Origin of the sequence: Exiguobacterium sp. HVEsp1 (assembly GCF_002009685.1) — a bacterium.
GTDB lineage: Bacteria > Bacillota > Bacilli > Exiguobacteriales > Exiguobacteriaceae > Exiguobacterium > Exiguobacterium profundum.
This window is the reverse complement of sequence record NZ_KV917367.1, coordinates 1,634,344-1,655,578: the sequence shown is the minus strand read 5'-3', so window position 1 is coordinate 1,655,578 and position 21,235 is coordinate 1,634,344. Positions and strand designations below refer to the sequence as shown.

The following is a 21,235-nucleotide window of genomic DNA, read 5'->3' as shown; positions in this document are numbered from 1 at the left end:
CGTCACTTTTTTTCTGGACGACTAGCGAAGTTGTTCAATTTAGTGTATAGTAAAAAACGATGTTTCATATGGTAGAGGAGGTAAAGCCTTGAGTACATTATTCTGGATTCTTCTTGTCGTGGCAGCACTCATCGGGGGTATCGCGATTGGATTCTTTATCGCGCGTAAATACATGATGAACTACCTTGAACAGAACCCGCCAATCAATGAAGATATGATTCGTACGTTGATGATGCAGATGGGTCAAAAGCCATCACAGAAGAAAGTCAACCAAGTGATGCGCGCCATGAACGTGCAGATGAAAAACGAAAAGAAATCATAATCAATCACGAAAGCACTTCGGTTCCCGAAGTGCTTTTTGTTTCCTCTTTTTGTTAGACAATCGAACAGACTTTCGCTACGATTAATAAATAATCTTCATCTAAAGACAAAGGGGGGCGTTTCACATTCGTGTATTCAAACAATTATCTTGGTTTTTGCGTCTTGAGTGGAAGACGTACGCGCTCGGCATCGTCTTACTGATCTTCGTGGCTGGTCTAGAACTGATTCCACCACGCATCATCGGACGGATTGTCGATGAGATCAACCGTGGTTCGCTTTCGTCCGACACACTCTGGCTATTATTAGGGGGACTTGCCGCTGTTGGAATTGGAAACTATATCGCCCGCTTCTTTTGGCGCTATTTTATCTTCGGCGCATCGATTCGTCTAGGAAGAATGCTTCGTAGCCAACTATATCGGCATTTCACAGATCTTGATCAGCGATTTTATAAAAAGTCACGGGTCGGTGATTTGATGGCCCATGCGACAAATGATGTACAAGCCGTATCGATGACGGCCGGTGCGGGGATTTTAACACTCGTCGATAGCGTGACACTTGGGACGTTCGTCATCATCACGATGATTACAACAATCAGTTGGAAATTGACGCTCGTTGCCTTACTACCGTTACCAATCATGGTCGCTTTGACGACGCGATATGGAAAGATGTTACATAGCCGATTCGGGGTCGCCCAAGCGGCTTTTTCAGAATTGAATGACAAAGTGCAAGAAAGTGTCAGTGGCGTCCGTGTCTTAAAATCGACGGGGGAAGTCGGTCGGGACGTGGAATCGTTTGAGAATTTATCGAGTGAAGTCATGGCCAAAAACGTACGAGTCGCGAAGATTGATGCCTTATACGACCCGACCATCTTCGGAATTGTCGGATTGTCTTATATCCTTTCGGTCGGGTATGGAGCCGTCTTGATTGAACAAGGAGAATTGACGATTGGACAGATCGTCAGCTTCACAGCTTATTTGGCACTGTTGACATGGCCAATGTTAGCCTTTGGATGGTTGTTCAACATCGTGGAGCGTGGACGTGCGTCTTACGACCGGATTGAGCGGATGCTCGCCGTCAAACCTGAGATTCAAGACGACCGCATGGCTGCGACGACGCTCTCTCATTCAGAGGTGGAAGTTGATATTCGAAACTTCGCCTATGACGAGACCGTTGTGCTCCACAATGTTCATTTTCGGATTGAGCGTGGAAAAACCATCGGGATTGTCGGCAGAACAGGTGCAGGGAAGACAACGATTGTCCGTCTGTTGACACGTGAGTATGACGTGAAAGATGGAAAGATTAAAATCGGCGGGATCAACATCCGCCAAGTGAAAAAGTCACTTCTGATGGATAAGATTGCGGTCGTGCCGCAAGATCACTTCTTGTTCTCGGATTCGATTGCGAACAATATCGCGTTCGGAAGACCCGATGCGAGCATGGAAGAAATCATCGAAGCGGCTAAGGTCGCTGAGGTGCATGAAGATATCGTCCGTCTTCCGGAAGGCTATGCGACACTCGTCGGTGAACGCGGGGTCACATTATCAGGTGGCCAGAAACAGCGGATTTCCATCGCACGGGCGCTCATGACAGCGGCTGACGTCTTGATATTAGATGATGCGTTATCTGCGGTCGATGCGAAAACGGAAGAGTCGATTATCGAGCATTTTCGAGTCGGCAATCCGGACCAGGCGCGCGTCATCGTCGCCCATCGACTTTCCGCCGTGGAACATGCTGACGAGATTCTCGTGATTGAGGACGGAAATATCATTCAGCGAGGTCGTCATGAGGCATTGCTTCAGGAGACAGGCTGGTATCGAGAGACATATGATCGTCAGCAACTTGAAGCGATTGTAGAAGGGGGTGGACACGATGAAACATGATGTCCAAGAATGGCAAGTCATCAAGCGACTGCTCAGTTACGCGAAACGGTATGGTAAACCGCTCAGTGTCGCCTTCGTATTTCTCTTGATTGCGACAGGTGCAAAGTTGGCAGGGCCGTTTCTAATCAAAGTGTTCATCGATGAATTCGTCACACCGGGTGTCTATCCAACGAACTGGGTCATCGCTCTCTTCGCCGTCTATATGGTTCTTCACGTATCTGCAATCGTGTTTGATTATCTACAATCGATTTCGTTTCAAAAGATTGCGCTGAAGATTGTTCAAAATATTCGGATGGACATCTTCCGCCACGTCATGGGGATGCGGCTCGCCTACTTTGACCGTACACCAGCGGGCGTCCTTGTATCGCGTATCACGAATGATACGGAGGCGGTGAAAGAGCTCTATGTCGGAGTTATGAGTACGTTCGTTCAGTCTGCCGTTCAGTTGATTGGGACGTATATCTTCCTCTACATCTTGGAGCCCCCGCTCGCGACGATGGGGCTCATCTTGTTGCCTCTCTTCTGGCTTATCATTTGGGCGTATCGTCGTTTCTCGACGAAATATTTCGCGCAAGTGCGGGATTTGTTGTCACAACTCAACGCCCAGTTGAACGAATCCATCAATGGGATGGGCATCATTCAACAATTTCGTCAAGAAGAGCGTCTCATCCGTCAGTTCGAAGAGACGAACGAAGCGCATCAGGAGGCACGATATCGGAACTTAAAACTCGATAGCATGTTACTCCGCCCGATTATCGAATTGCTTCTCGCCTTCTCCATCATCGGTCTGCTCGGTTATTACGGGGTACTCTCGATGAGTGAACAGGTTCAGGTAGGGGTCGTATATGCTTTCATCAGCTATATTGAACGTATTTTCCGTCCCGTGCTTGATATCATGCAACGATTAAGCGAATTTCAACAAGCCGTCGTATCGGCCGACCGTGTCTTCAAAATTTTAGATACGGATGAACCGGCTCCAGGTAAACAGATGCCTGGTGAAGCACGAATCACTGATGGGGAAGTTCGGTTCGAAAATGTGACATTCAGTTACGACGGAGAAGTTGACGTGTTGAAACAGATTTCGTTCGTGGCGAAACCTGGTGAGACGGTAGCGCTCGTTGGTCATACTGGGAGCGGTAAAAGTTCAATCATCAATTTGTTGACCCGTTTTTACCCATATGAATCTGGTCGCATCACGATTGACGGGCAACCGCTCGAACAGTTCGAGGAGCAAGAGCTTCGTCATCAGGTCGGGCTTGTCCTACAAGACCCATTCTTATTCACCGGAACAATTGAAGAGAATTTGAAGCTGTTCAATCCGGACATCGATTCTGAGCGCGCGCGTGAAGCTGCTGAATTCGTCCAAGCGCATACGTTCATTGAAAAGTTGGACGCTGGCTATGGCCATGTCGTCGGAGAGCGTGGAGCGACGTTCTCAAGCGGGGAGCGTCAATTGCTCGCTTTTGCCCGTACGGTCGCACGTAATCCAAAGGTGCTTATTCTCGATGAAGCGACAAGCTCCATCGATACCGAAACAGAAGAGCGTGTACAGACCGCGCTCGATCGGATGCGTCGGGGTCGGACGACGATCGCAATCGCCCACCGCCTGTCGACGATTCAAGATGCAGATTTGATATTAGTCTTGCATCGCGGTGAAATCGTGGAACGCGGCAACCATCAACAGTTATTGAAACAAGACGGACTGTACAAAAAGATGTATGAACTGCAATCCGGACAACGTCTGATGTCTTGATTTGGAAAGGATACCTATTCAGGTGTCCTTTTTTCCATGGAAAAAGCTCGTCACACTAGGTGACGAGCCGTCAAGTTTCAAGAATGAAGTTTCTCTTTATTATGCTTTGATAGGACATGACGAGTGATTAGAGAGTCAAGTTCTTGGCTTACTGAAATGACTTCAGGTGAGGTCCAAGAATGCTTTGACGCGATTTTATACAGTTCATCACGTTTTTGTTCAATGGCCTGGTGTAGTGTATCTGCTGCGGTGACTGCCACGTTCGTTCCCCCATCATGTAAATTAGAATTTTGTGAACTGGAATATCCAAATCTTAGCACCTCCGTTTACAGATGACAAGTTTCATTTCCATTTCAAAAATTACAAAATGATGTTGAGGTTTGAAAGAAAAGATTCGAGCAATTTAAATAGGATTTCGCTATAATGGTCGTGAAAGGTGGAAATCGTCATGGAAGTCACATTATGGCTCGCATTTGGGGCGGGCGTCTTATCGTTCTTGTCACCATGTACGCTCCCGTTGTATCCGGTCTTTCTCTCGTATATCACTGGGGTTTCCGTATCTGAGTTAAAAAATGAAGGATTAAAACAGCGTACAGCTTGGTTCCACACATTTTCGTTCTTATTCGGTTTTTCGATTGTCTTTCTCGTGCTAGGGTTGTCGACTTCGTTGATCGCAGACGTCTTCATCCAATACAAGGACAGTCTACGCATGTTCGGCGCCATTTTGATTTTCGTGTTCGGCGTCTTTTTGGCGGGCTTATGGCAACCGCAATTTATGATGCGTGAAAAGAAAATGGATATCGGCGAACGAAAGAGCGGTTATTTTGGTACCGTTTTAATTGGTATTGGATTTGCGGCCGGTTGGACACCGTGCACAGGTCCGATTTTAGCTGGTGTGATCGCACTAGCCGCCACGAACCCGAGTCAAGGGCTCGGCTATATGTTGGCGTATGTCATCGGATTTGCAATTCCATTTTTGGTGATGGTCGCATTCGTTGGCAAGATCAAGTACTTAGCACGCAACAGTGCAAAAGTGGCAAAAGTCGGAGGCTATTTGATGATGGTGTTCGGCGTACTATTATATTTTGACGGAATGAATCGGTTCGCTGCATGGATGAGCGAGCTTGTCGGATTCACCGGATTTTAAGGGGTTGACCGAGATGTCAATGTTATGGGGGTCGACTCTCGTCGCGTTGTTAATGGGTATCGTAGCGAGCTTTGTTCGTGTAAAAGCATCGGCAAAGCCGACGAATGCGAAGAAAATTTTAATCCCACCACTTGCGATGACGACCGGGATGATTCAGTTTTTGATTCCCGCGTTTCGCTTATCATGGGTCGAAGTGGCTGAGGCCCTTGCGGTCGGGCTCATCTTCAGTCTGTTTTTGATTAAGACATCAAACTTTGAAAAACGGGACGGCGAAGTGTATCTCTCACGATCGAAAGCATTTTTCGTGGTCGTGTTCGCACTCCTTGCCATCCGTACAGCAATGAAGGTTTGGGTCGGTCATGAGGTCGATATCTTCTCGACCGGCGGATTGTTTTATTTGATTGCTTGGGGGATGATTGTCCCGTGGCGAATCGCCATGTATCAAAAATATAAACGAATCGCAATCACGTAAAAATGGAGTGGCGTTGAGCCACTCCATTTTTTATTTAGTCTGCTTTCGTAGCGGCGACTTCGGTCTCCGCGTCGATTCCAGTGTTCGCCTTGACGAGGACGCGTTCATAGTTTCCTGCTGCTTCATCTGATTTCGTGACCAGTGTACCAATCACGGCAGCGATGAAACCGAGGGGGATTGATACAATCCCGGGATTGGATAGTGGGAATAGGGCTTCACCGACAAAGATGGCCGAACCGTCCGGAGCCCAAAGGTTCGGGCTGAGTGCGACTAGAATCAGTGAGGAGAACAAACCGACGACCATTCCCCAAATGGCGCCACCTGTATTAAAGCGTCTCCAGAAAATCGTAAAGAGAATCACAGGTAAGTTCGCACTCGCCGCAACGGCGAAGGCGAGCGAGACAAGAAACGCAACGTTCATCGACTGGGCGAAAAAAGCTAGTCCCATTGAGACGAGGGCGACCGCAACTGAAGCGATTCGCGCGGCTTTCACTTGTTCAGTTTCTGTCGCTTCCCCATTACGAATGATATGTCCGTAGAAGTCATGGGCGAAGGCGGAAGCAGCTGACAGTACGAGTCCAGCGACAACGGCAAGAATTGTCGCGAACGCGATTGCGGCAACGAAAGCGAACAAGAGGTCACCACCGAGCACTTGCGCGAGAAGAGGGGCCGCCATGTTGCCGGCAGGGTTTGCGGCGAGAATGGCATCACGTCCGACGAATGCTGCGGCACCGAAACCTAGGAAAATGGTCAAGATATAAAATGCACCGATGATCCATGTCGCATAGACGACGGATTGCCGAGCAGTCGGTGCATCTTTGACGGTGAAGAAGCGAATCAGAATATGAGGGAGCCCTGCCGTACCGAGCACGAGCGCCATGTTTAATGAAATGGTATCGAGCGGTAGCTTGAACTTGTTCCCAGGGTTCAAGAAGTCACTTCCGAGTGGGGTCGCTTTACTGACTTCATTAAACATCGTCGTGACGGAGAAATCAAAACGAGCGAACACGAGAAATGAAATGATTGCCGTCCCAATCATCAGAAGTACGGCTTTCGTGATTTGTACCCAAGAAGTGGCCGTCATGCCACCGAAAACGACGTAGACTGTCATTAAGATTCCGACGACGACGACACTTGTCGTATAAGGGATTCCGAGTAACAGTTCAATCAAAGCACCCGCTCCGACGAGTTGCGCAATCATGTAAAAAATGGAGATGACAATCGCATTCATCGCTGCGACACCACGTACGCGAGGCTTGTTAAAACGTGCCGCAATCATGTCTGCCATCGTATATTTCCCAAGATTTCGCAATGGTTCGGCGACGAGATAGAGGACAACGAGATAGGCAACGAGGAAACCGATTGAATAGAAAAACCCATCGAATCCCGCAAGCGCGATCATACCTGCAATTCCGAGAAACGATGCGGCAGACATATAGTCGCCTGCAATGGCAAGACCGTTTTGAAATCCGGTCAATCCACCATCTGCCGTATAAAAATCGCTGGCAGTTTTTGTTTTTCTTGCTGCAAAGTATGTAATCACTAGCGTGAGTCCGACAATGGCGATAAAGAGGGCGATCGCGGTCCAATTCATGATCTCACCTCGTCTTTCAATTGTTCGACGAGTGCGTCAAAGCGACGGGCACGTCGACTATAAAGTACACAAAGTGTCCAAGTCATAATGAACTGGGAAAAGGCGAACGCCCAAGCCCAAGTGATGTCCCCGATGAGTGGTGTATTCAAGATCGTCGTATAGCTCGTCAGAATCGGGAGTGTGAAATAAAAGATGAGTGAGAAGATGATAGCTGGAACGATGAAGCGATTTTTTTCCTGCATTAACCGATGAAATGTCTCATGTTCGGTAATCATGTGGGCAGATTGATGGCTTGTTGTTTGTGAAACTTGTGTTACATCATGCATAATAGACCCTCCTTGACTGTAAGATAAATCCATTATGCGTTGTGAAAAACAATTCAGTCATTCCTTTTTTTCGTGTCGAAATGAAAGACGTTATATTAATATTGGTCATACCAATTTACTGTAAGCGTTTTCAATATTGTCTAATTCGTGAACGTTATTTCGATGTAATATAAAGCTCGAGAAAAGGTACTTTTGACCCATTAGGCGAATCGCACAATTCGACAAATAAAAAACTCTATCTGAATGAGATAGAGTCTACTGCTGAAAATAGTGTTCATATGGCGTCCAATCAATCTGTTCTTCGGTTAGCGCTTTCTTTAAGAACTTGTGATCGCGCTTCGGCGTTGCGGCGATGTAACCCTTTACCACAAGTTCGGTCGTCATTTTTTTTGCACGCGATTCAAGCGCGAATTGACCGATTTTACCTGCGATTTTTCGGATCGCCACGTCGCGGAACAACTCGGGTACCGGTGTGACGAGACGATCTAATAGCGTCCGCGTCTCCGGAGTCCAGAGATGACGCGTTCTTTCTATATAATCATCTTCGATGTCAAGTAGGGAACGTCCATCTTCTTTTGGCATTCGTTTTAAAAACTTACGAAACATGAAGTACCCGCCAATCGTCATGAGTCCAATCATGACGAATCCCCAGAATACAATGAAATACATCATCAAGTTTTCTGGCATCGTCTTTCCCCCGTTCTATACATTCACTTGCTTTCATCGTTAGTATACAAAAAAGAATCCATTTGCAAAAGGCGTACGTCCCATTAGGATAGACGAACCGAATTGATTTCGTTAGAATAGATAGCGTTGCTACGAGAATAAGCATGAACTGAGACGAGAAAGGAAAGGTCTATCCTATATGAGCCAATTGAAACAGGAAGTCGAGAGACGTCGGATATTCGGCATTATCTCTCACCCGGATGCGGGGAAAACAACATTAACAGAAAAATTACTTTTGCACGGTGGTGCGATTCGCGAGGCAGGTACGGTCAAGGCGCGCAAAAACTCAAAACACGCAAAATCTGACTGGATGGAAATCGAGAAACAACGTGGGATCTCGGTCACATCGTCTGTCATGCAATTCATCTATCAAGACAAGGTTGTATCGATCATGGATACACCAGGACACAACGACTTCGGTGAAGACACGTATCGCGTGTTGACATCAGTCGATAGCGCGGTCATGGTCATTGATGCTGCGAAAGGGATTGAAACACAGACGAAAAAACTATTCCAAGTTTGTCGGATGCGTGGGATTCCAATCTTCACATTTATGAACAAGTTGGATCGTCAGGCAAAAGATCCGCTTGAATTGATGGAAGAGCTCGAAGAAGTGTTAGGCATGCCTTCTGTCGCGATTACATGGCCAATCGGAAGTGGAATGCAGTTTGAAGGTGTCTACGACCGAATGAAAAATGAGGTCCACTTGTTCCGTGGGGAGAAGTCGACACTTCAACTGGGTGAGGACGGAGTGAACGATCCGATTCTCGCCGATCATTTGTCGGAAGAGAACTTGATGAACCTCCGCGATGAAATCGACCTTCTCGATGGAGCGGGGAACGAGATTAATGTCGAGGCGATCCAGAGCGGTAAATTGACACCGGTATTTTTCGGAACAGCGCTCGTCGACTTTGGGGTGACTGCGTTCTTGAATCACTATTTAGAGATGTCTCCGGCTCCTGAGGCACGTAAGTCGAACGTCGGTCCAATCAATCCGACATCAGAAGACTTCAGTGGATTCGTCTTCAAGATTCAGGCGAACATGAATCCGGCACACCGCGATCGCATCGCCTTTGTACGCATCTGTTCAGGTGTGTTTGAGCGTGGGATGGATGTGACGCTCACTCGTACTGGGAAAAAGATAAAATTGAGCCAATCGACACAATTGATGGCGAACGATCGAGAAACAGTCGACCAAGCGTTTGCTGGTGATGTCATCGGGATCTATGATTCTGGGACGTATCAAATTGGAGATACCATCACCACATCGAAGCAGAAGATTGCGTTTGAGGCGCTGCCAACTTTCCCACCGGAATTGTTCATGCGCGTTTCGCCGGTCAACTCGCTCAAGTCGAAACACTTCCACAAAGGGGTAGAACAGCTTGCGCAAGAAGGGGCGATTCAAGTGTATCGCAACGAATATAACGAGATTTATCTCGGCGCGGTCGGACAACTTCAATTCGAGGTATTCGAATATCGTTTAAACAATGAATATGGCGTCGATATTCGAATGGAACCAGTCTCATATAGCGTTGCTCGTTGGGTCAAAGATAAAGAGTTGAAGGCATTGAAACCGTTCCAAGATTCACGGAACATGCTCGTTACAGACCGTTGGGAACGTCCGGTCTTCCTGTTCGCGAACGAGTTCACATATGAACGGTTCGCTGAGCGTCACGCAGATGACTTGACGCTTGTTGAGGCACTTGACGTCAACGAAGAGATCGGTACGGAAGAATAAGATGTAAACACCTCGTTTCTGAGGTGTTTTTTTGTTGTGAATTAAGTCATTTTAGTTTTGATAAGTTTTACTTATGACTAATTTGTGACGGAATGTATTTTACGTCACGCTATACTTGTATTATGATAAATATGTGAAAAGTAAGCGATTACGCATTGTCGTGTGGTCGGCGCTTTCAAAAAGGGGGAAATTGCAATGGAACAGACGAATGTTTTAGACGCCTTCGCATCTCGGACAAAGTTCGAAGCGAACGGGCAATCGTATGATTTTTATCGTTTGAAAAAATTGGAAGAAGAAGGATTGACGGACATCAGCCGTCTTCCGTATTCGATTCGCGTTCTTCTTGAATCGGTTCTCCGTCAACAAGACGGGCGTGCCATCACGAAAGAACATGTCGAGAACTTGGCAAAATGGGGCACTGCCGACGTCTCGAAAGACATTGACGTACCGTTCAAACCGGCACGTGTCGTACTTCAAGACTTCACGGGTGTACCGACGGTCGTAGACCTTGCTTCACTTCGTAAAGCGATGGCAGACCTCGGTGGAGACCCAAACAAAATCAACCCAGAAATTCCTGTCGATCTCGTCGTCGACCACTCAGTTCAAGTAGACGCATATGGTTTCGCTGGCGCATTGATGAAAAACATGGACATCGAATTTGAACGTAACGAAGAACGTTATAAGTTCTTACGTTGGGCTCAGACGGCATTTGACAACTATCGTGCCGTACCACCTGCAACGGGGATTGTTCACCAAGTAAACTTGGAGTACTTGGCATCTGTCGTCCTCGAGAAGAATGATGCAGAAGGTACAGTTGCTTATCCAGATTCACTCGTCGGAACGGATTCGCACACAACGATGATCAACGGACTCGGTGTTCTTGGCTGGGGTGTCGGCGGAATCGAGGCGGAAGCAAGCATGCTCGGTCAACCATCATACTTCCCAGTGCCAGACGTCGTCGGTGTCAAAATCATCGGTGAAGTAAACCCTGGTGTGACAGCGACAGATGTGGCGCTCGTCGTGACAGAGATGCTCCGTCATGAAAAAGTTGTCGGGAAATTCGTTGAATTCTTCGGACCGTCGCTCCACACGATGCCACTTTCAGACCGTGCGACGATTGCAAACATGGCGCCTGAATATGGTGCGACATGTGGATTCTTCCCGGTCGATACGGAAACATTGAACTACATGCGTACGACTGGTCGCTCTGAAGAGTTGATTTCACTCGTCGAAGAATACTCTAAAGCGAATGATCTCTTCTATACACCAGATCAAGCTGATCCAACGTTCACAAAAGTGTTGACACTCGACTTGTCGAAAGTCCAGCCTTCACTTGCGGGTCCGAAACGTCCACAAGACCGAATCAACCTCTCAGACGTTCAAACATCGTTCATCGATAGCTTGAGTGCTCCTGCAGGAAACAGTGGCTTCGGACTTGACCGTTCTGAACTCGACAAAACGGCGACAGTCAAGTACGAGGACGGCGCAGTCGACATGAGTACGGGAGATGTTGCGATTGCAGCCATCACAAGCTGTACGAACACGTCGAACCCATACGTCATGGTCGGTGCTGGACTCGTTGCGAAGAAAGCCGTTGAACGTGGCTTAACCGTTCCGAAATACGTGAAGACATCACTCGCACCAGGTTCGAAAGTCGTAACGGACTACTTGGATAAGGCTGGTTTGACTTCTTACTTGGACGAACTTGGCTTCAACACGGTCGGATACGGCTGTACGACATGTATCGGAAACTCTGGTCCGCTTGACCGTGAAGTCGAAGATACGATCACAGAAAACGACTTGCTCGTGTCGTCAGTCCTCTCTGGTAACCGTAACTTTGAAGGGCGCGTTCACCCGCTCGTGAAGGCAAACTTCTTGGCATCACCACCGCTCGTCGTCGCTTACGCTCTTGCCGGGTCAGTCAACTTCGACATCATGAATGATTCGTTCGGTACAGACAAAGATGGAAATGAAGTATACTTCAAAGACATCTGGCCATCAAACGATGAAATCAAAATGGTTGTCCAAGACGTCGTATCACCAGAAGCATTCCGTAAAGAGTACGAAACGGTCTTCACTGGTAACGAGCGTTGGAACGCACTCGATGTTCCGGAAGGAAACTTGTATGACTTCTCAGATGAGTCGACATACATCCAAAACCCACCGTTCTTCGAACAACTCGAACCAGAAGCGGGCGAGGTTCATGCATTGAATGGCTTACGTGTCATCGGGAAGTTTGCGGATTCGGTTACGACCGACCACATCTCGCCAGCTGGATCATTCTCGAAGACGACACCAGCCGGTCAATACCTCCTTTCTAAAGGGGTAGAGCCAATCGACTTCAACTCATATGGTTCTCGCCGTGGTAACCATGAAGTCATGATGCGTGGTACGTTCGCAAACATTCGTATCCGCAACCAAGTTGCTCCAGGAACTGAAGGTGGCTTTACGACGTACTGGCCAACTGGTGAAATCATGCCAATGTATGATGCGGCTATGAAGTACAAGGAACAGGGAACAGGTCTTGTTGTCCTTGCAGGAAATGATTACGGAATGGGATCATCTCGTGACTGGGCAGCGAAAGGGACGAATCTTCTTGGAATCCGTGCGGTCATCGCACAAAGTTTCGAGCGGATTCACCGTTCGAACCTTGTCATGATGGGTGTGCTCCCGCTTCAGTTCTTAGACGGTGAATCGGCTGAATCACTCGGATTGACTGGTGAAGAAGCAATTGATATTCAAGTCGATGAGTCTGTACGTCCGCGCGATATCTTGAACGCAAAAGCGACACATGAAAACGGAACGGTGACAGAGTTCAAAGTCATCGCTCGTTTCGACTCTGAAGTTGAAATTGATTACTACCGTCACGGTGGAATCCTGCAAATGGTTCTCCGTAACAAATTGAAATAAGTGCTAGTCCATGACCTTCCTTTGAAAAAAGGAAGGTTTTTTTCATGAATATGCAATTTTAAGGTGAAAGTTTTAAAAGATTCGGGAACAGGAAGACAGGGAGGGGTGCGCTTATGGATAAAGAAGAGAAGCTCGGAAAGAGTTGGTGGAAACGATTGACGCAACAAAAAGAGGTGGAACCGGATCGAGAAATTGATATCACCCTTTCAGAATTGCGTCAGGCGATTCACGAATATGAACAGACACTGCCAAAAGGTGTGAATCGCACCGTCCTACTGGATGACTCGCAAGAAATCGACACCAAACGCTTGAAACATCACCTTTCGGGAATCCCGAAACAACGTTTCTTCATGTCAAAAGAGACGTTTCATATCGTACCGGAAGATGAACGCGACGTCATTTATGAAATGGATCAAGTGCAACGGGCACTCGATCTGTATATGGACCAGGAGAAGAAATTACCGTTACAAACATTTCAGAACGCGCTTCAACTCGATTTGACCCGTTTACGAGAGGGGGGTTATTTAAAAACGTTGCCAAAAAGACCTTACTATGTGGTCGATGAAACATTGATTGTTTCACTGGAGCCCAAAGAAACAACTTGATGACAAGACACCTATCTATTGGACGGTAAACAATACATTTATGTACACATAGGGTTGTGACTTGTTTCAAAAGTATGTTAGGGTGGAAAACGTATATGAAAATAGAAAATTAAATAGGAGTGATTTTATGGAACGAAAAAGCCGTGTGACGACCGTATTCGTCGTATCTGCAATCATAACTGGCTTATTTACGATTTGGGGACTTTTCCCCGAGAGTTTATTAGGTAATGCCAGTCTATTAAACGTGACGAGTACGTTACAAGGCTGGCTCTCAAACGGGATGGGTTGGTTCTATCTCTTGAGCGCCACCGGGTTTTTACTGGTTGCCATCTTTTTAATCTTTTCAAGATATGGTTCGATTCGACTTGGAAAGGATACAGATCGTCCAGAATTTAGTTATTTATCATGGTTTGCCATGTTATTCAGTGCCGGGATGGGAATTGGACTCATCTTCTGGGGAGCGGCTGAACCGTTGCTCCACTTCCACTCACCACCATTCGCTTCACCTACACCTGAAGGAGATGCACGGACTGCTATGCGTTATGCATTTTTCCATTGGGGCTTCCATCCATGGGCGATTTACGCAATGATTGCGCTCGCCATCGCATATTCGACGTTTAGAAAAGGTCGTCCCGCGACGATTGGGGAGACGATCGGTTCGCTCGTCCATAACCGCTACGAACAACCCGTGAAGCAAACGGTCGATATCCTTGCGGTCATTGCGACGGCATTCGGGGTAGCGACTTCACTTGGTTTTGGTGCTCAACAAATTGCCGGTGGCCTTCATTACCTCCTCCCTGGGGTACCGAACGCTTTCGTGACACAGTTGATCATCATTGCCGTCGTAACGGTGCTCTACATGATCAGTGCTTCGACAGGTCTTGACAAAGGAATTCGAATTTTAAGTAATACGAATATTTTCTTGGCAATTGTCCTACTTGTAGCGACGATGTTTGCGGGACCGACAGCTTTCATTTTCGACTTGTTCACACAAACGGTCGGAACTTATTTGCAGCAGCTCCCGAGCATGAGTTTCCGTACAGCCGCATTTGAACCCGTTGAACGTGAATGGGTGAACGGTTGGACTATCTTCTACTGGGCTTGGTGGATTTCTTGGTCACCATTCGTCGGAACGTTTATCGCACGTGTATCGAAAGGGCGTACGATTCGGGAATTTATCATCGGAATCTTACTTGTCCCGACATCATTCGGATTATTATGGTTCTCCGTCTTCGGCGGTTCGGCCATCTGGGCTGATTTGTTCGGAGGATATAGCTTAATTGATCAAGTAAACGAAATCGGTACTGAGGTCGGGCTGTTCGCACTGTTTGAAACGTTCGGTGGTTTTGGGACGATACTCAGTGTAATCGCCATCTTCTTGATTTCGACATTCTTTATTACATCGGCCGACTCTGCGACATACGTCCTCGGTATGCTTACATCGAACGGGAAGCTCATCCCGCCGATGGGGATTAAAATGACTTGGGGAATCATCCAATCATCAATCGCAGCCGTATTGTTGTATGCTGGTGGATTAGATGCTCTACAAGCTGTTGCGATTCTCGCAGCCTTCCCATTCATCTTCGTGCTCATCTTTATGATGATTGCCTTATTCAAGGATCTTACCGACGAACCGGATGAACGAGATAAATGGCTAGAGATGCAAAAGAAAGATGAAGATAAACTAGGTTAATTCGAAAGGGTCTCAGATGAGGCCCTTTTTCGGTCAAAAATATTTTGCTTGTCCTTCTCGCTAGTGTAGGATAGTAAGTGAAGAAACGAGGAGGATAGGCTATGAAACAACAGATAAAAAAAAGGTTGAGCTGGGTGATATTGGCCGGCATCCTCATTGTCGGGGCATTACTCGCTTATAACTTCTATGTGCTCATGGATTTGAGCGGGGAAGAGGAAGAGAAAGTCGAACCATTCTACTCGAATGTCGTGATCGGATATCAAGAACGCAAACTTCCAAAAGAAGGCGAAGAGCTCGAAGAACGAGAGTACCTTGTCACATATGATGAGGACGGACATTTTGTATCTGAAGTCGTGACGGGTCCAAATGTTGGCGCGAAAGCAGAATGGGATGGAGAGACCTACTTAGAGTTCAATCCGGACGGGGAAGAAGTTCTTCGACAGGAGACGAACTCCGGAGCAGTCGCACCTCATCCATTCTTGTCACGTGCAACGAACGAACAGATTCGTAAATGGCTCGATGACGGGACGCTTGGTTCAAGTGAAGGCGAAACCGATTTGGTCGGACGTACCGCGCAAGCGTATGTGAAATCAGAATCGGCTGAGACCGTTCCGGAAGAGTGGATTGAAAACTATCCATCGATTTTTAGTGAAGAAGAAAATAAAGAGACTGTCACATATTATGTCGATGCGCATGAACGAATCTTGCTCGCGGCAGAATCGCGGAATAACGGAAAGTTATTCCATTCGATTCGGATGACATCGTTTGAATCAAGATAATCCGATGGGGAGCAGACATGATGTCGGCTCCCTTGTCGTCTGAAAGGGAGAACAAGATGAAACAAATTCAAGTGGAACAAGTTCAAACGGACTTGACGAACTGGGAAGCTGGAGAAAAAGTAAACGAGGCGGCATTGTTATCTTACGCACATTGGTCTCGTGCGACTCAGCACCAAGAAGAATTAATTCGTTCCTTGCGGCTGCTCGCAACACATCGGCTCAAACAAAAGGAAACGATGGACCCGTTACTCAACCGCTGGGTAAAAGAGTTGGAGGCGATGAACGCACTTCCTCCAGAGCTTCGTCTGTTTCAACTGAATGAGCAGTTGCGTCGTTCGAAACAGGCGCTTCAAATTGACTGGCCCACCTTACGAGAGGCCGATTACGCCTCAATGAAGGTTCAAATCTTAACAGAGTACGAGTCAAAAACGTCAGCGTTACTCGATCAACTTGACCAACTCCATGATGAGGTGGAGGCTGCGAAGTCTGATTTGCGTGATTCTGAATGGCGCGGACAGCTGGAGAACCTGTTTGAAGCGATCATCGAAGCGATGCAAGAAGTCGCATCTCTTGAAGATGATACTGCCTCCTTGCTCGCATCCATGCAGGGGAACTATTTCAGTCGTGAAGCGTTTCATCGTTTCGGGGAGCGCGTTTCCCTTGTGAAAGAACGACTACACACGATTTGTGAGCTACTACCAGACCGTCCGAGCGAGACACGCTCGAGCGCGATTGAGTCACTTGAAGACATGATTGGGCTCGATGACATCAAAGCACGTGTAAAAGCGTGGTATCGCTTTCTCCTTTTCCAAAAAGAACGAGAGAAAGCCGGCTTTTCTTCAAAACATCAACCATCCCTTCATCTCGTCTTCACAGGGAATCCAGGAACCGGCAAGACGACATTAGCGAGACTCATGGCTGAGATTTACTTTGAACTCGGCTTATTAGGACGCCCAGACCTTGTCGAGGCAGATCGTTCGAGTCTTGTCGGTGCCTATGTTGGACAAACGGAAGAACAGGTAATGAATAAGGTGAAAGAGGCGGAAGGTGGTGTCTTATTCATCGATGAGGCATATGCATTGAAGCGTCAAGATGCGAGTGGTAGTGATTACGGACAAGCGGCCATCGATACGCTTGTCGCCGCAATGACGAGTGGCGAATATGCAGGCAAGTTCGTCGTCATTCTAGCTGGTTATCCAGAAGAAATGCGCCATTTCCTGTTAGCTAACCCTGGTTTACGATCACGATTCCCTGAGTCGAATCACTATGAGTTACCGAACTACCGTGACGAAGAATTGGTCGCCATCGGTGAGAAAGTGGCACAAGAGAATAATTACGTGCTGACGGAAGAGGCAAAGCGATCACTTCTTACTCGAATCGATAGAGAACGAGTCGATTCGACGTTCGGAAATGCTCGGACTGTCCATAACATTTTACTTGATGCGATGTTTAAGAAGGGTTCCCGCTTCGGTGCGGACGCTCCGTTAGACGAGATGGCGCTCTTGACTGAAGAAGACTTTGATCAGCCAGAAGATGAATCGAGTCCGACATCGTTAGATGACCTGGTCGGCATGGAAGAAGCGAAAGCACAACTGGCTGAAATCGAAGCACTCGTCCAGATTCAAAAGAAGCGGAAGGCGCTCGGTTTGAAGACGGCGCCGGTCCAGCTCCATGTGACACTAACCGGAAACAGCGGTACCGGAAAAACGACATTTGCCTATTTATATGCACAGATGTTGAAACGGACAGGATATTTGAAGCGAGGCCATGTCAATGTCGTCAGTCGTGCAGATTTAGTCAGTGGCTATGTGGGACAGACAGCTCAAAAAACGAAAGCGGCGATCCGTGACGCCCTTGGCGGCGTCTTACTCATTGACGAGGCCTATAGTTTGAACGGCGGGGCGAACGACTATGGCCGGGAGGCAATCGATACACTCGTTGACGAAATGCCGAAACATGGCGAGAATCTTGTCGTCGTCCTTGCCGGTTACGAAGGTCCGATGCGCCGATTAATTGAATCCAACCCTGGTCTTAGTAGCCGAATGAAACGGACGATTCATTTTGCTGACTATACGCAAGAACAGTTAGTAGACATCGCGAAAAACTACGCAAGTCAGTTCGGATATGTGATGGAAGAGGATGCGCTTGAGGCATTGGCTACTCGTTTAGGTGACATCAAACATGCGAACGCGCGCACCGCTCTATCTGTTATCGATGAATCGATTGCTCGTCAGTCCTATCGTTTAGTGTCGACGGAGGATGAGAATGTGTCACTCCAACAATTATTAGTAGTAGATATTAAGAGTAAGTTATAATATACTTTTCTTAGGAAAGAAGGATGATTCAATGCACACGGTTCAAATCCCAGTAAGGTATCAAGAGACGGACATGATGGGCATCGTCTATCATGCCAACTATTTAGTTTATTTAGAGATTGCGCGCACGGAATTGTTACGACAACTAGGTGTCGAGTATAAAGATATGGAAGAAGCGGGATTTGTCTCTCCCGTGACAAATGTATCCATGGACTATAAGCGTAGCGTGACGTATGGTGATACGGTTCATGTTCGTGTATGGGTCGATCAATATTCAAAAATCAGAACGATTTATGGCTATGAGTTGACGAATCAACATGGAGAACTTGTTGGCACAGCGACTACAACGCATGTCGTCGTCAAACGAGGCGACTTCAAACCGATTCGACTTGATCGAGAGTTCCCGAAATGGCATGAAATGTATTTGAACGTCATGAACCCTGTCTAAGAATCTTCTGTCTTCGTACCGTCAGTGTGGTATCATATCTTGACGGTACTTTTTGTTATCTAGAAAGGGGAAGATCGCATGCGTTATCCATCGATTTTGATGGTTTGCGGCGCCTTGACGTTCATGTTAGCCGGTTGTACGACAAACGAGCAAGTTGAACCGAAAGAACCAACAACACAGTCATCAACAGTAGATGAACAAGAGACAGAACCAAATGAACCGACTTCGGATCGTGAAGATGAGACAGTCACCGAGTCACCTTCTGAGGAGGAGACGTCGGACGAGTCTGAACAGCCGACCGAACCAGTAGAGGAAGAACCTGTGGCACCTAGTCAACCGATTGAAACGGATGGTGTGGCCAATTTGGAATTAGATGAATTGATTCTTGTAAACAAGCAAATTGCATTGCCTGCCGACTATCAGCCGAGTGATTTGGTAGAGGCGAACATTGATTTTGTCGACTCGACAGTCGGTGAACGTCGAATGTTACGTAAAGAAGCTGCTCAGGCGATTGAAGGTCTAATGAAAGGTGCAAAAGCAGCAGGAATTGATTTGAAAGGGACGAGTGCGTTTCGTTCATACGCCTATCAAGTCAATCTCTTCAATGCTTATGTCGAACGAGATGGCAAAGAGCAAGCCATGAAATATTCCGCACCACCAGGTCATTCTGAACATCAAACAGGACTTGCGATTGACGTATCGAGCGCCTCAGTCAACTATCAACTGACTCAAAGTCTCGGTGAAACGGTTGAAGGAAAATGGCTAGCCGATCATGCTCACGAGTATGGTTTTATCATCCGTTACCAAAAAGAGTTTGAGGATGAGACCGGGTATATGTACGAACCATGGCATTTACGTTATATCGGTATGGAGCATGCGAAACAGGTACATGCATTGAATCAGCCATATGATCGCTATATTGCGGAATTTATGAAATAAGGGGAATTGCGATGCCATATGTGACAGAAATCATGATTATTATTTTTAGTTATCTACTTGGTGCCATTCCGTTTGCCCTCATCATCGGCAAGCTCGGCTATCGCGTAGACGTTCGAGAACATGGGAGCGGCAATCTAGGAACGACGAACACGTTTCGCGTATTAGGTAAGAAGGCAGGAATCCTCGTTTTGCTCGGTGACATGGGGAAAGGTCTTGTCGCTGCATTGCTGCCTCTACTATTCGGAAGCGAGATGAGCCTGCTTCTTGCCGGAATCCCGGCAGTGATTGGACACTCTTATCCAGTCTTTGCGAAATTCAAAGGTGGAAAATCGGTTGCGACGAGCGGTGGAGTTTTGTTGGCAGCCTTCCCTTGGTTCTTCTTTGTCGTCGTCGGTACATTTATCGTGACGCTCCTCACCTCGCGCATGGTATCCCTCTCCTCGATGGCTGCCGCCGTGGTGGGACTGGTGACAGCAACGACTTATAGCATCGTGACGAAAGATTGGTTACCGCTGATCGTCATCGTGCCACTCGCATTGTTCATTATTATTAAGCATCGTACCAACTGGCAACGTATTCGTGCTGGAAAAGAACCAAAAGTTCCACTGTTTCAACACAAGCCGAAATCATGACGCATGCAGGTACGTCCGTTTAGGGCGTGCCTTTTTTGTGTATTGTCGTTGATTTACACAAAAAAGAAACAAAAACATGTTGGATTTGCTCGTTCTTTACTTTCAATTTACGTTAAATTTACATGCGTTCGTTACACTAGAAAAGGAAAGATTATTGTGGAGGAGGCAGGGACGTGTCTTTAATCGGTGAAGAGCGTAAACAGAAAATTGTAGAATGGATCGAACGAGAAGGCAAAGTAAAGACGAGTGAGTTGATCGAGCGCTTGAACGTATCTGGGGAGTCGATTCGCCGTTATTTAGAAGAGCTAGAAAAAGAGCATCGAATCAAACGTGTATACGGGGGAGCGGTCCTTCATCAGAGCATGTCCTTTCAGCCCATCGTGATTGCGAACATGGATGGAATTCGTCGGATCGCCTATACCGCATTTCAGTTGATTCCAGATGATACATTATTATATATAGGACACGGGGTTGCGGCAGAGCAAGTGGCATCCCGGTTGCGTGGTCGCAATGTGACGGTCGTGACGCCATCGTTGACGGTGGCGAAGGCGTTGTTTGAACAGCGGGCGAAAGGTGTGCTTGGTGGCGAAATTCAGCTATTAGGTGGTACAATCGACCCGAAACATCTCGTGACGACAGGTGAGCAGGTCCTGACGCAACTACAGACATACATGTTCGACCTTGCCATTTTGTCCGTCGAAGGGGTCGACGCATCACTAGGTTTAACATGTGACGCTTTCGGCCTCGCCAGTATTACCCAGTCGGTGATGTCACAAAGTCGCGAGACGTTCTTACTAACGGACCATACCCAACTAAATCAACAAAAACGGTATCGCGTCTGTGATTTTTCGAAGGTGACGGCGATTATCTCTGATTTTCCGGAGCCTCAAGATTTCAAAGGCGTCTTAGCCGAACATGGTGTGGACTGGAAGTTCGCACCGTAAAGGGAGCGATTGA

The 21,235-nt window shown here is 47.2% G+C and carries 19 protein-coding genes; 15 read left to right on the top strand and 4 right to left on the bottom strand.

Features of this window, described 5'->3' with window-relative positions; translation table 11 throughout:
* Positions 1 to 88 precede the first annotated feature (88 nt).
* From BV910_RS08490 to BV910_RS08480, 3 genes are all read left to right on the top strand, one after another.
* Complete coding sequence (locus BV910_RS08490) at positions 89 to 322, top strand: YneF family protein (RefSeq protein WP_012726454.1); 234 nt, start codon at positions 89 to 91, stop codon at positions 320 to 322.
* Between the two features lie 124 nt (positions 323 to 446).
* Entirely contained in the window at positions 447 to 2,201 is a 1,755-nt protein-coding gene (locus BV910_RS08485) for an ABC transporter transmembrane domain-containing protein (RefSeq protein WP_041917900.1), read from the top strand.
* Positions 2,191 to 3,954 (top strand): ABC transporter ATP-binding protein, encoded by a 1,764-nt coding sequence (locus BV910_RS08480; RefSeq protein WP_078147027.1) that lies wholly within the window; start codon positions 2,191 to 2,193, stop codon positions 3,952 to 3,954. The genes BV910_RS08485 and BV910_RS08480 overlap by 11 nt, the downstream gene beginning before the upstream one ends.
* Before the next feature lie 77 nt (positions 3,955 to 4,031).
* Here BV910_RS08480 and BV910_RS08475 read toward each other — a convergent pair whose 3' ends face one another.
* Complete coding sequence (locus tag BV910_RS08475; RefSeq protein ID WP_078147026.1) at positions 4,032 to 4,214, bottom strand: aspartyl-phosphate phosphatase Spo0E family protein; 183 nt, start codon at positions 4,212 to 4,214, stop codon at positions 4,032 to 4,034.
* A gap of 188 nt (positions 4,215 to 4,402) precedes the next feature.
* Here BV910_RS08475 and BV910_RS08470 point away from each other — a divergent pair, with 188 nt between their 5' ends.
* Together BV910_RS08470 and BV910_RS08465 are read left to right on the top strand one after the other, a co-directional pair.
* On the top strand, positions 4,403 to 5,101 hold the full coding sequence (locus BV910_RS08470; RefSeq protein WP_078147025.1) for a cytochrome c biogenesis CcdA family protein: 699 nt from the start codon (positions 4,403 to 4,405) through the stop codon (positions 5,099 to 5,101).
* A gap of 19 nt (positions 5,102 to 5,120) precedes the next feature.
* The gene (locus tag BV910_RS08465) at positions 5,121 to 5,573 is read left to right on the top strand and encodes a CcdC family protein (protein WP_078147931.1); all 453 of its coding nucleotides are present in this window, start codon (positions 5,121 to 5,123) and stop codon (positions 5,571 to 5,573) included.
* Between the two features lie 34 nt (positions 5,574 to 5,607).
* On the opposite strand, the gene BV910_RS08460 is transcribed toward BV910_RS08465, so the two are convergent.
* The 3 genes from BV910_RS08460 to BV910_RS08450 form a co-directional block, all read right to left on the bottom strand.
* Positions 5,608 to 7,167, bottom strand: coding sequence for a solute symporter family protein (locus BV910_RS08460; protein ID WP_078147024.1), 1,560 nt, complete (start codon positions 7,165 to 7,167; stop codon positions 5,608 to 5,610).
* Positions 7,164 to 7,442 carry a DUF485 domain-containing protein gene (locus BV910_RS08455; protein WP_240499876.1) on the bottom strand — a complete coding sequence of 93 codons (279 nt, stop codon included), beginning with the start codon at positions 7,440 to 7,442 and terminating at the stop codon, positions 7,164 to 7,166. Before BV910_RS08455 ends, BV910_RS08460 begins: the two co-directional genes overlap by 4 nt.
* Positions 7,443 to 7,748: 306 nt before the next feature.
* Positions 7,749 to 8,180 (bottom strand): DUF2621 domain-containing protein, encoded by a 432-nt coding sequence (locus tag BV910_RS08450; protein ID WP_031423504.1) that lies wholly within the window; start codon positions 8,178 to 8,180, stop codon positions 7,749 to 7,751.
* Positions 8,181 to 8,358: 178 nt separating this feature from the next.
* On the opposite strand from BV910_RS08450, the gene BV910_RS08445 reads away from it, so the two are divergent.
* The 10 genes from BV910_RS08445 to BV910_RS08400 all read left to right on the top strand — a co-directional run bounded on the left by BV910_RS08445 (position 8,359) and on the right by BV910_RS08400 (position 21,222).
* Complete coding sequence (locus BV910_RS08445) at positions 8,359 to 9,957, top strand: peptide chain release factor 3 (RefSeq protein ID WP_078147022.1); 1,599 nt, start codon at positions 8,359 to 8,361, stop codon at positions 9,955 to 9,957.
* A 195-nt stretch (positions 9,958 to 10,152) separates the two neighbouring features.
* Positions 10,153 to 12,867 (top strand): aconitate hydratase AcnA, encoded by a 2,715-nt coding sequence (gene acnA / locus BV910_RS08440; RefSeq protein WP_012726444.1) that lies wholly within the window; start codon positions 10,153 to 10,155, stop codon positions 12,865 to 12,867.
* Positions 12,868 to 12,980: 113 nt separating this feature from the next.
* Positions 12,981 to 13,472, top strand: coding sequence for a DUF3939 domain-containing protein (locus BV910_RS08435; RefSeq protein ID WP_078147021.1), 492 nt, complete (start codon positions 12,981 to 12,983; stop codon positions 13,470 to 13,472).
* A 127-nt stretch (positions 13,473 to 13,599) separates the two neighbouring features.
* Entirely contained in the window at positions 13,600 to 15,165 is a 1,566-nt protein-coding gene (locus tag BV910_RS08430) for a BCCT family transporter (protein ID WP_078147020.1), read from the top strand.
* A gap of 101 nt (positions 15,166 to 15,266) precedes the next feature.
* Positions 15,267 to 15,944: a hypothetical protein gene (locus tag BV910_RS08425; RefSeq protein ID WP_078147019.1), complete on the top strand. Its 678-nt coding sequence runs from the start codon at positions 15,267 to 15,269 to the stop codon at positions 15,942 to 15,944.
* Between the two features lie 56 nt (positions 15,945 to 16,000).
* The gene (locus BV910_RS08420) at positions 16,001 to 18,259 is read left to right on the top strand and encodes an AAA family ATPase (RefSeq protein ID WP_078147018.1); all 2,259 of its coding nucleotides are present in this window, start codon (positions 16,001 to 16,003) and stop codon (positions 18,257 to 18,259) included.
* A 31-nt stretch (positions 18,260 to 18,290) separates the two neighbouring features.
* A complete protein-coding gene (locus tag BV910_RS08415) occupies positions 18,291 to 18,707 on the top strand; it encodes an acyl-CoA thioesterase (protein ID WP_012726439.1) in 417 nt (138 codons plus the stop codon).
* A 78-nt stretch (positions 18,708 to 18,785) separates the two neighbouring features.
* Positions 18,786 to 19,646, top strand: a complete 861-nt coding sequence (locus tag BV910_RS08410; protein ID WP_078147017.1) for a M15 family metallopeptidase — start codon at positions 18,786 to 18,788, stop codon at positions 19,644 to 19,646.
* A gap of 11 nt (positions 19,647 to 19,657) precedes the next feature.
* The gene (gene plsY / locus BV910_RS08405; RefSeq protein ID WP_078147016.1) at positions 19,658 to 20,278 is read left to right on the top strand and encodes a glycerol-3-phosphate 1-O-acyltransferase PlsY; all 621 of its coding nucleotides are present in this window, start codon (positions 19,658 to 19,660) and stop codon (positions 20,276 to 20,278) included.
* Positions 20,279 to 20,451: 173 nt separating this feature from the next.
* Positions 20,452 to 21,222 carry a DeoR/GlpR family DNA-binding transcription regulator gene (locus BV910_RS08400; protein ID WP_078147015.1) on the top strand — a complete coding sequence of 257 codons (771 nt, stop codon included), beginning with the start codon at positions 20,452 to 20,454 and terminating at the stop codon, positions 21,220 to 21,222.
* Positions 21,223 to 21,235: the final 13 nt, after the last annotated feature.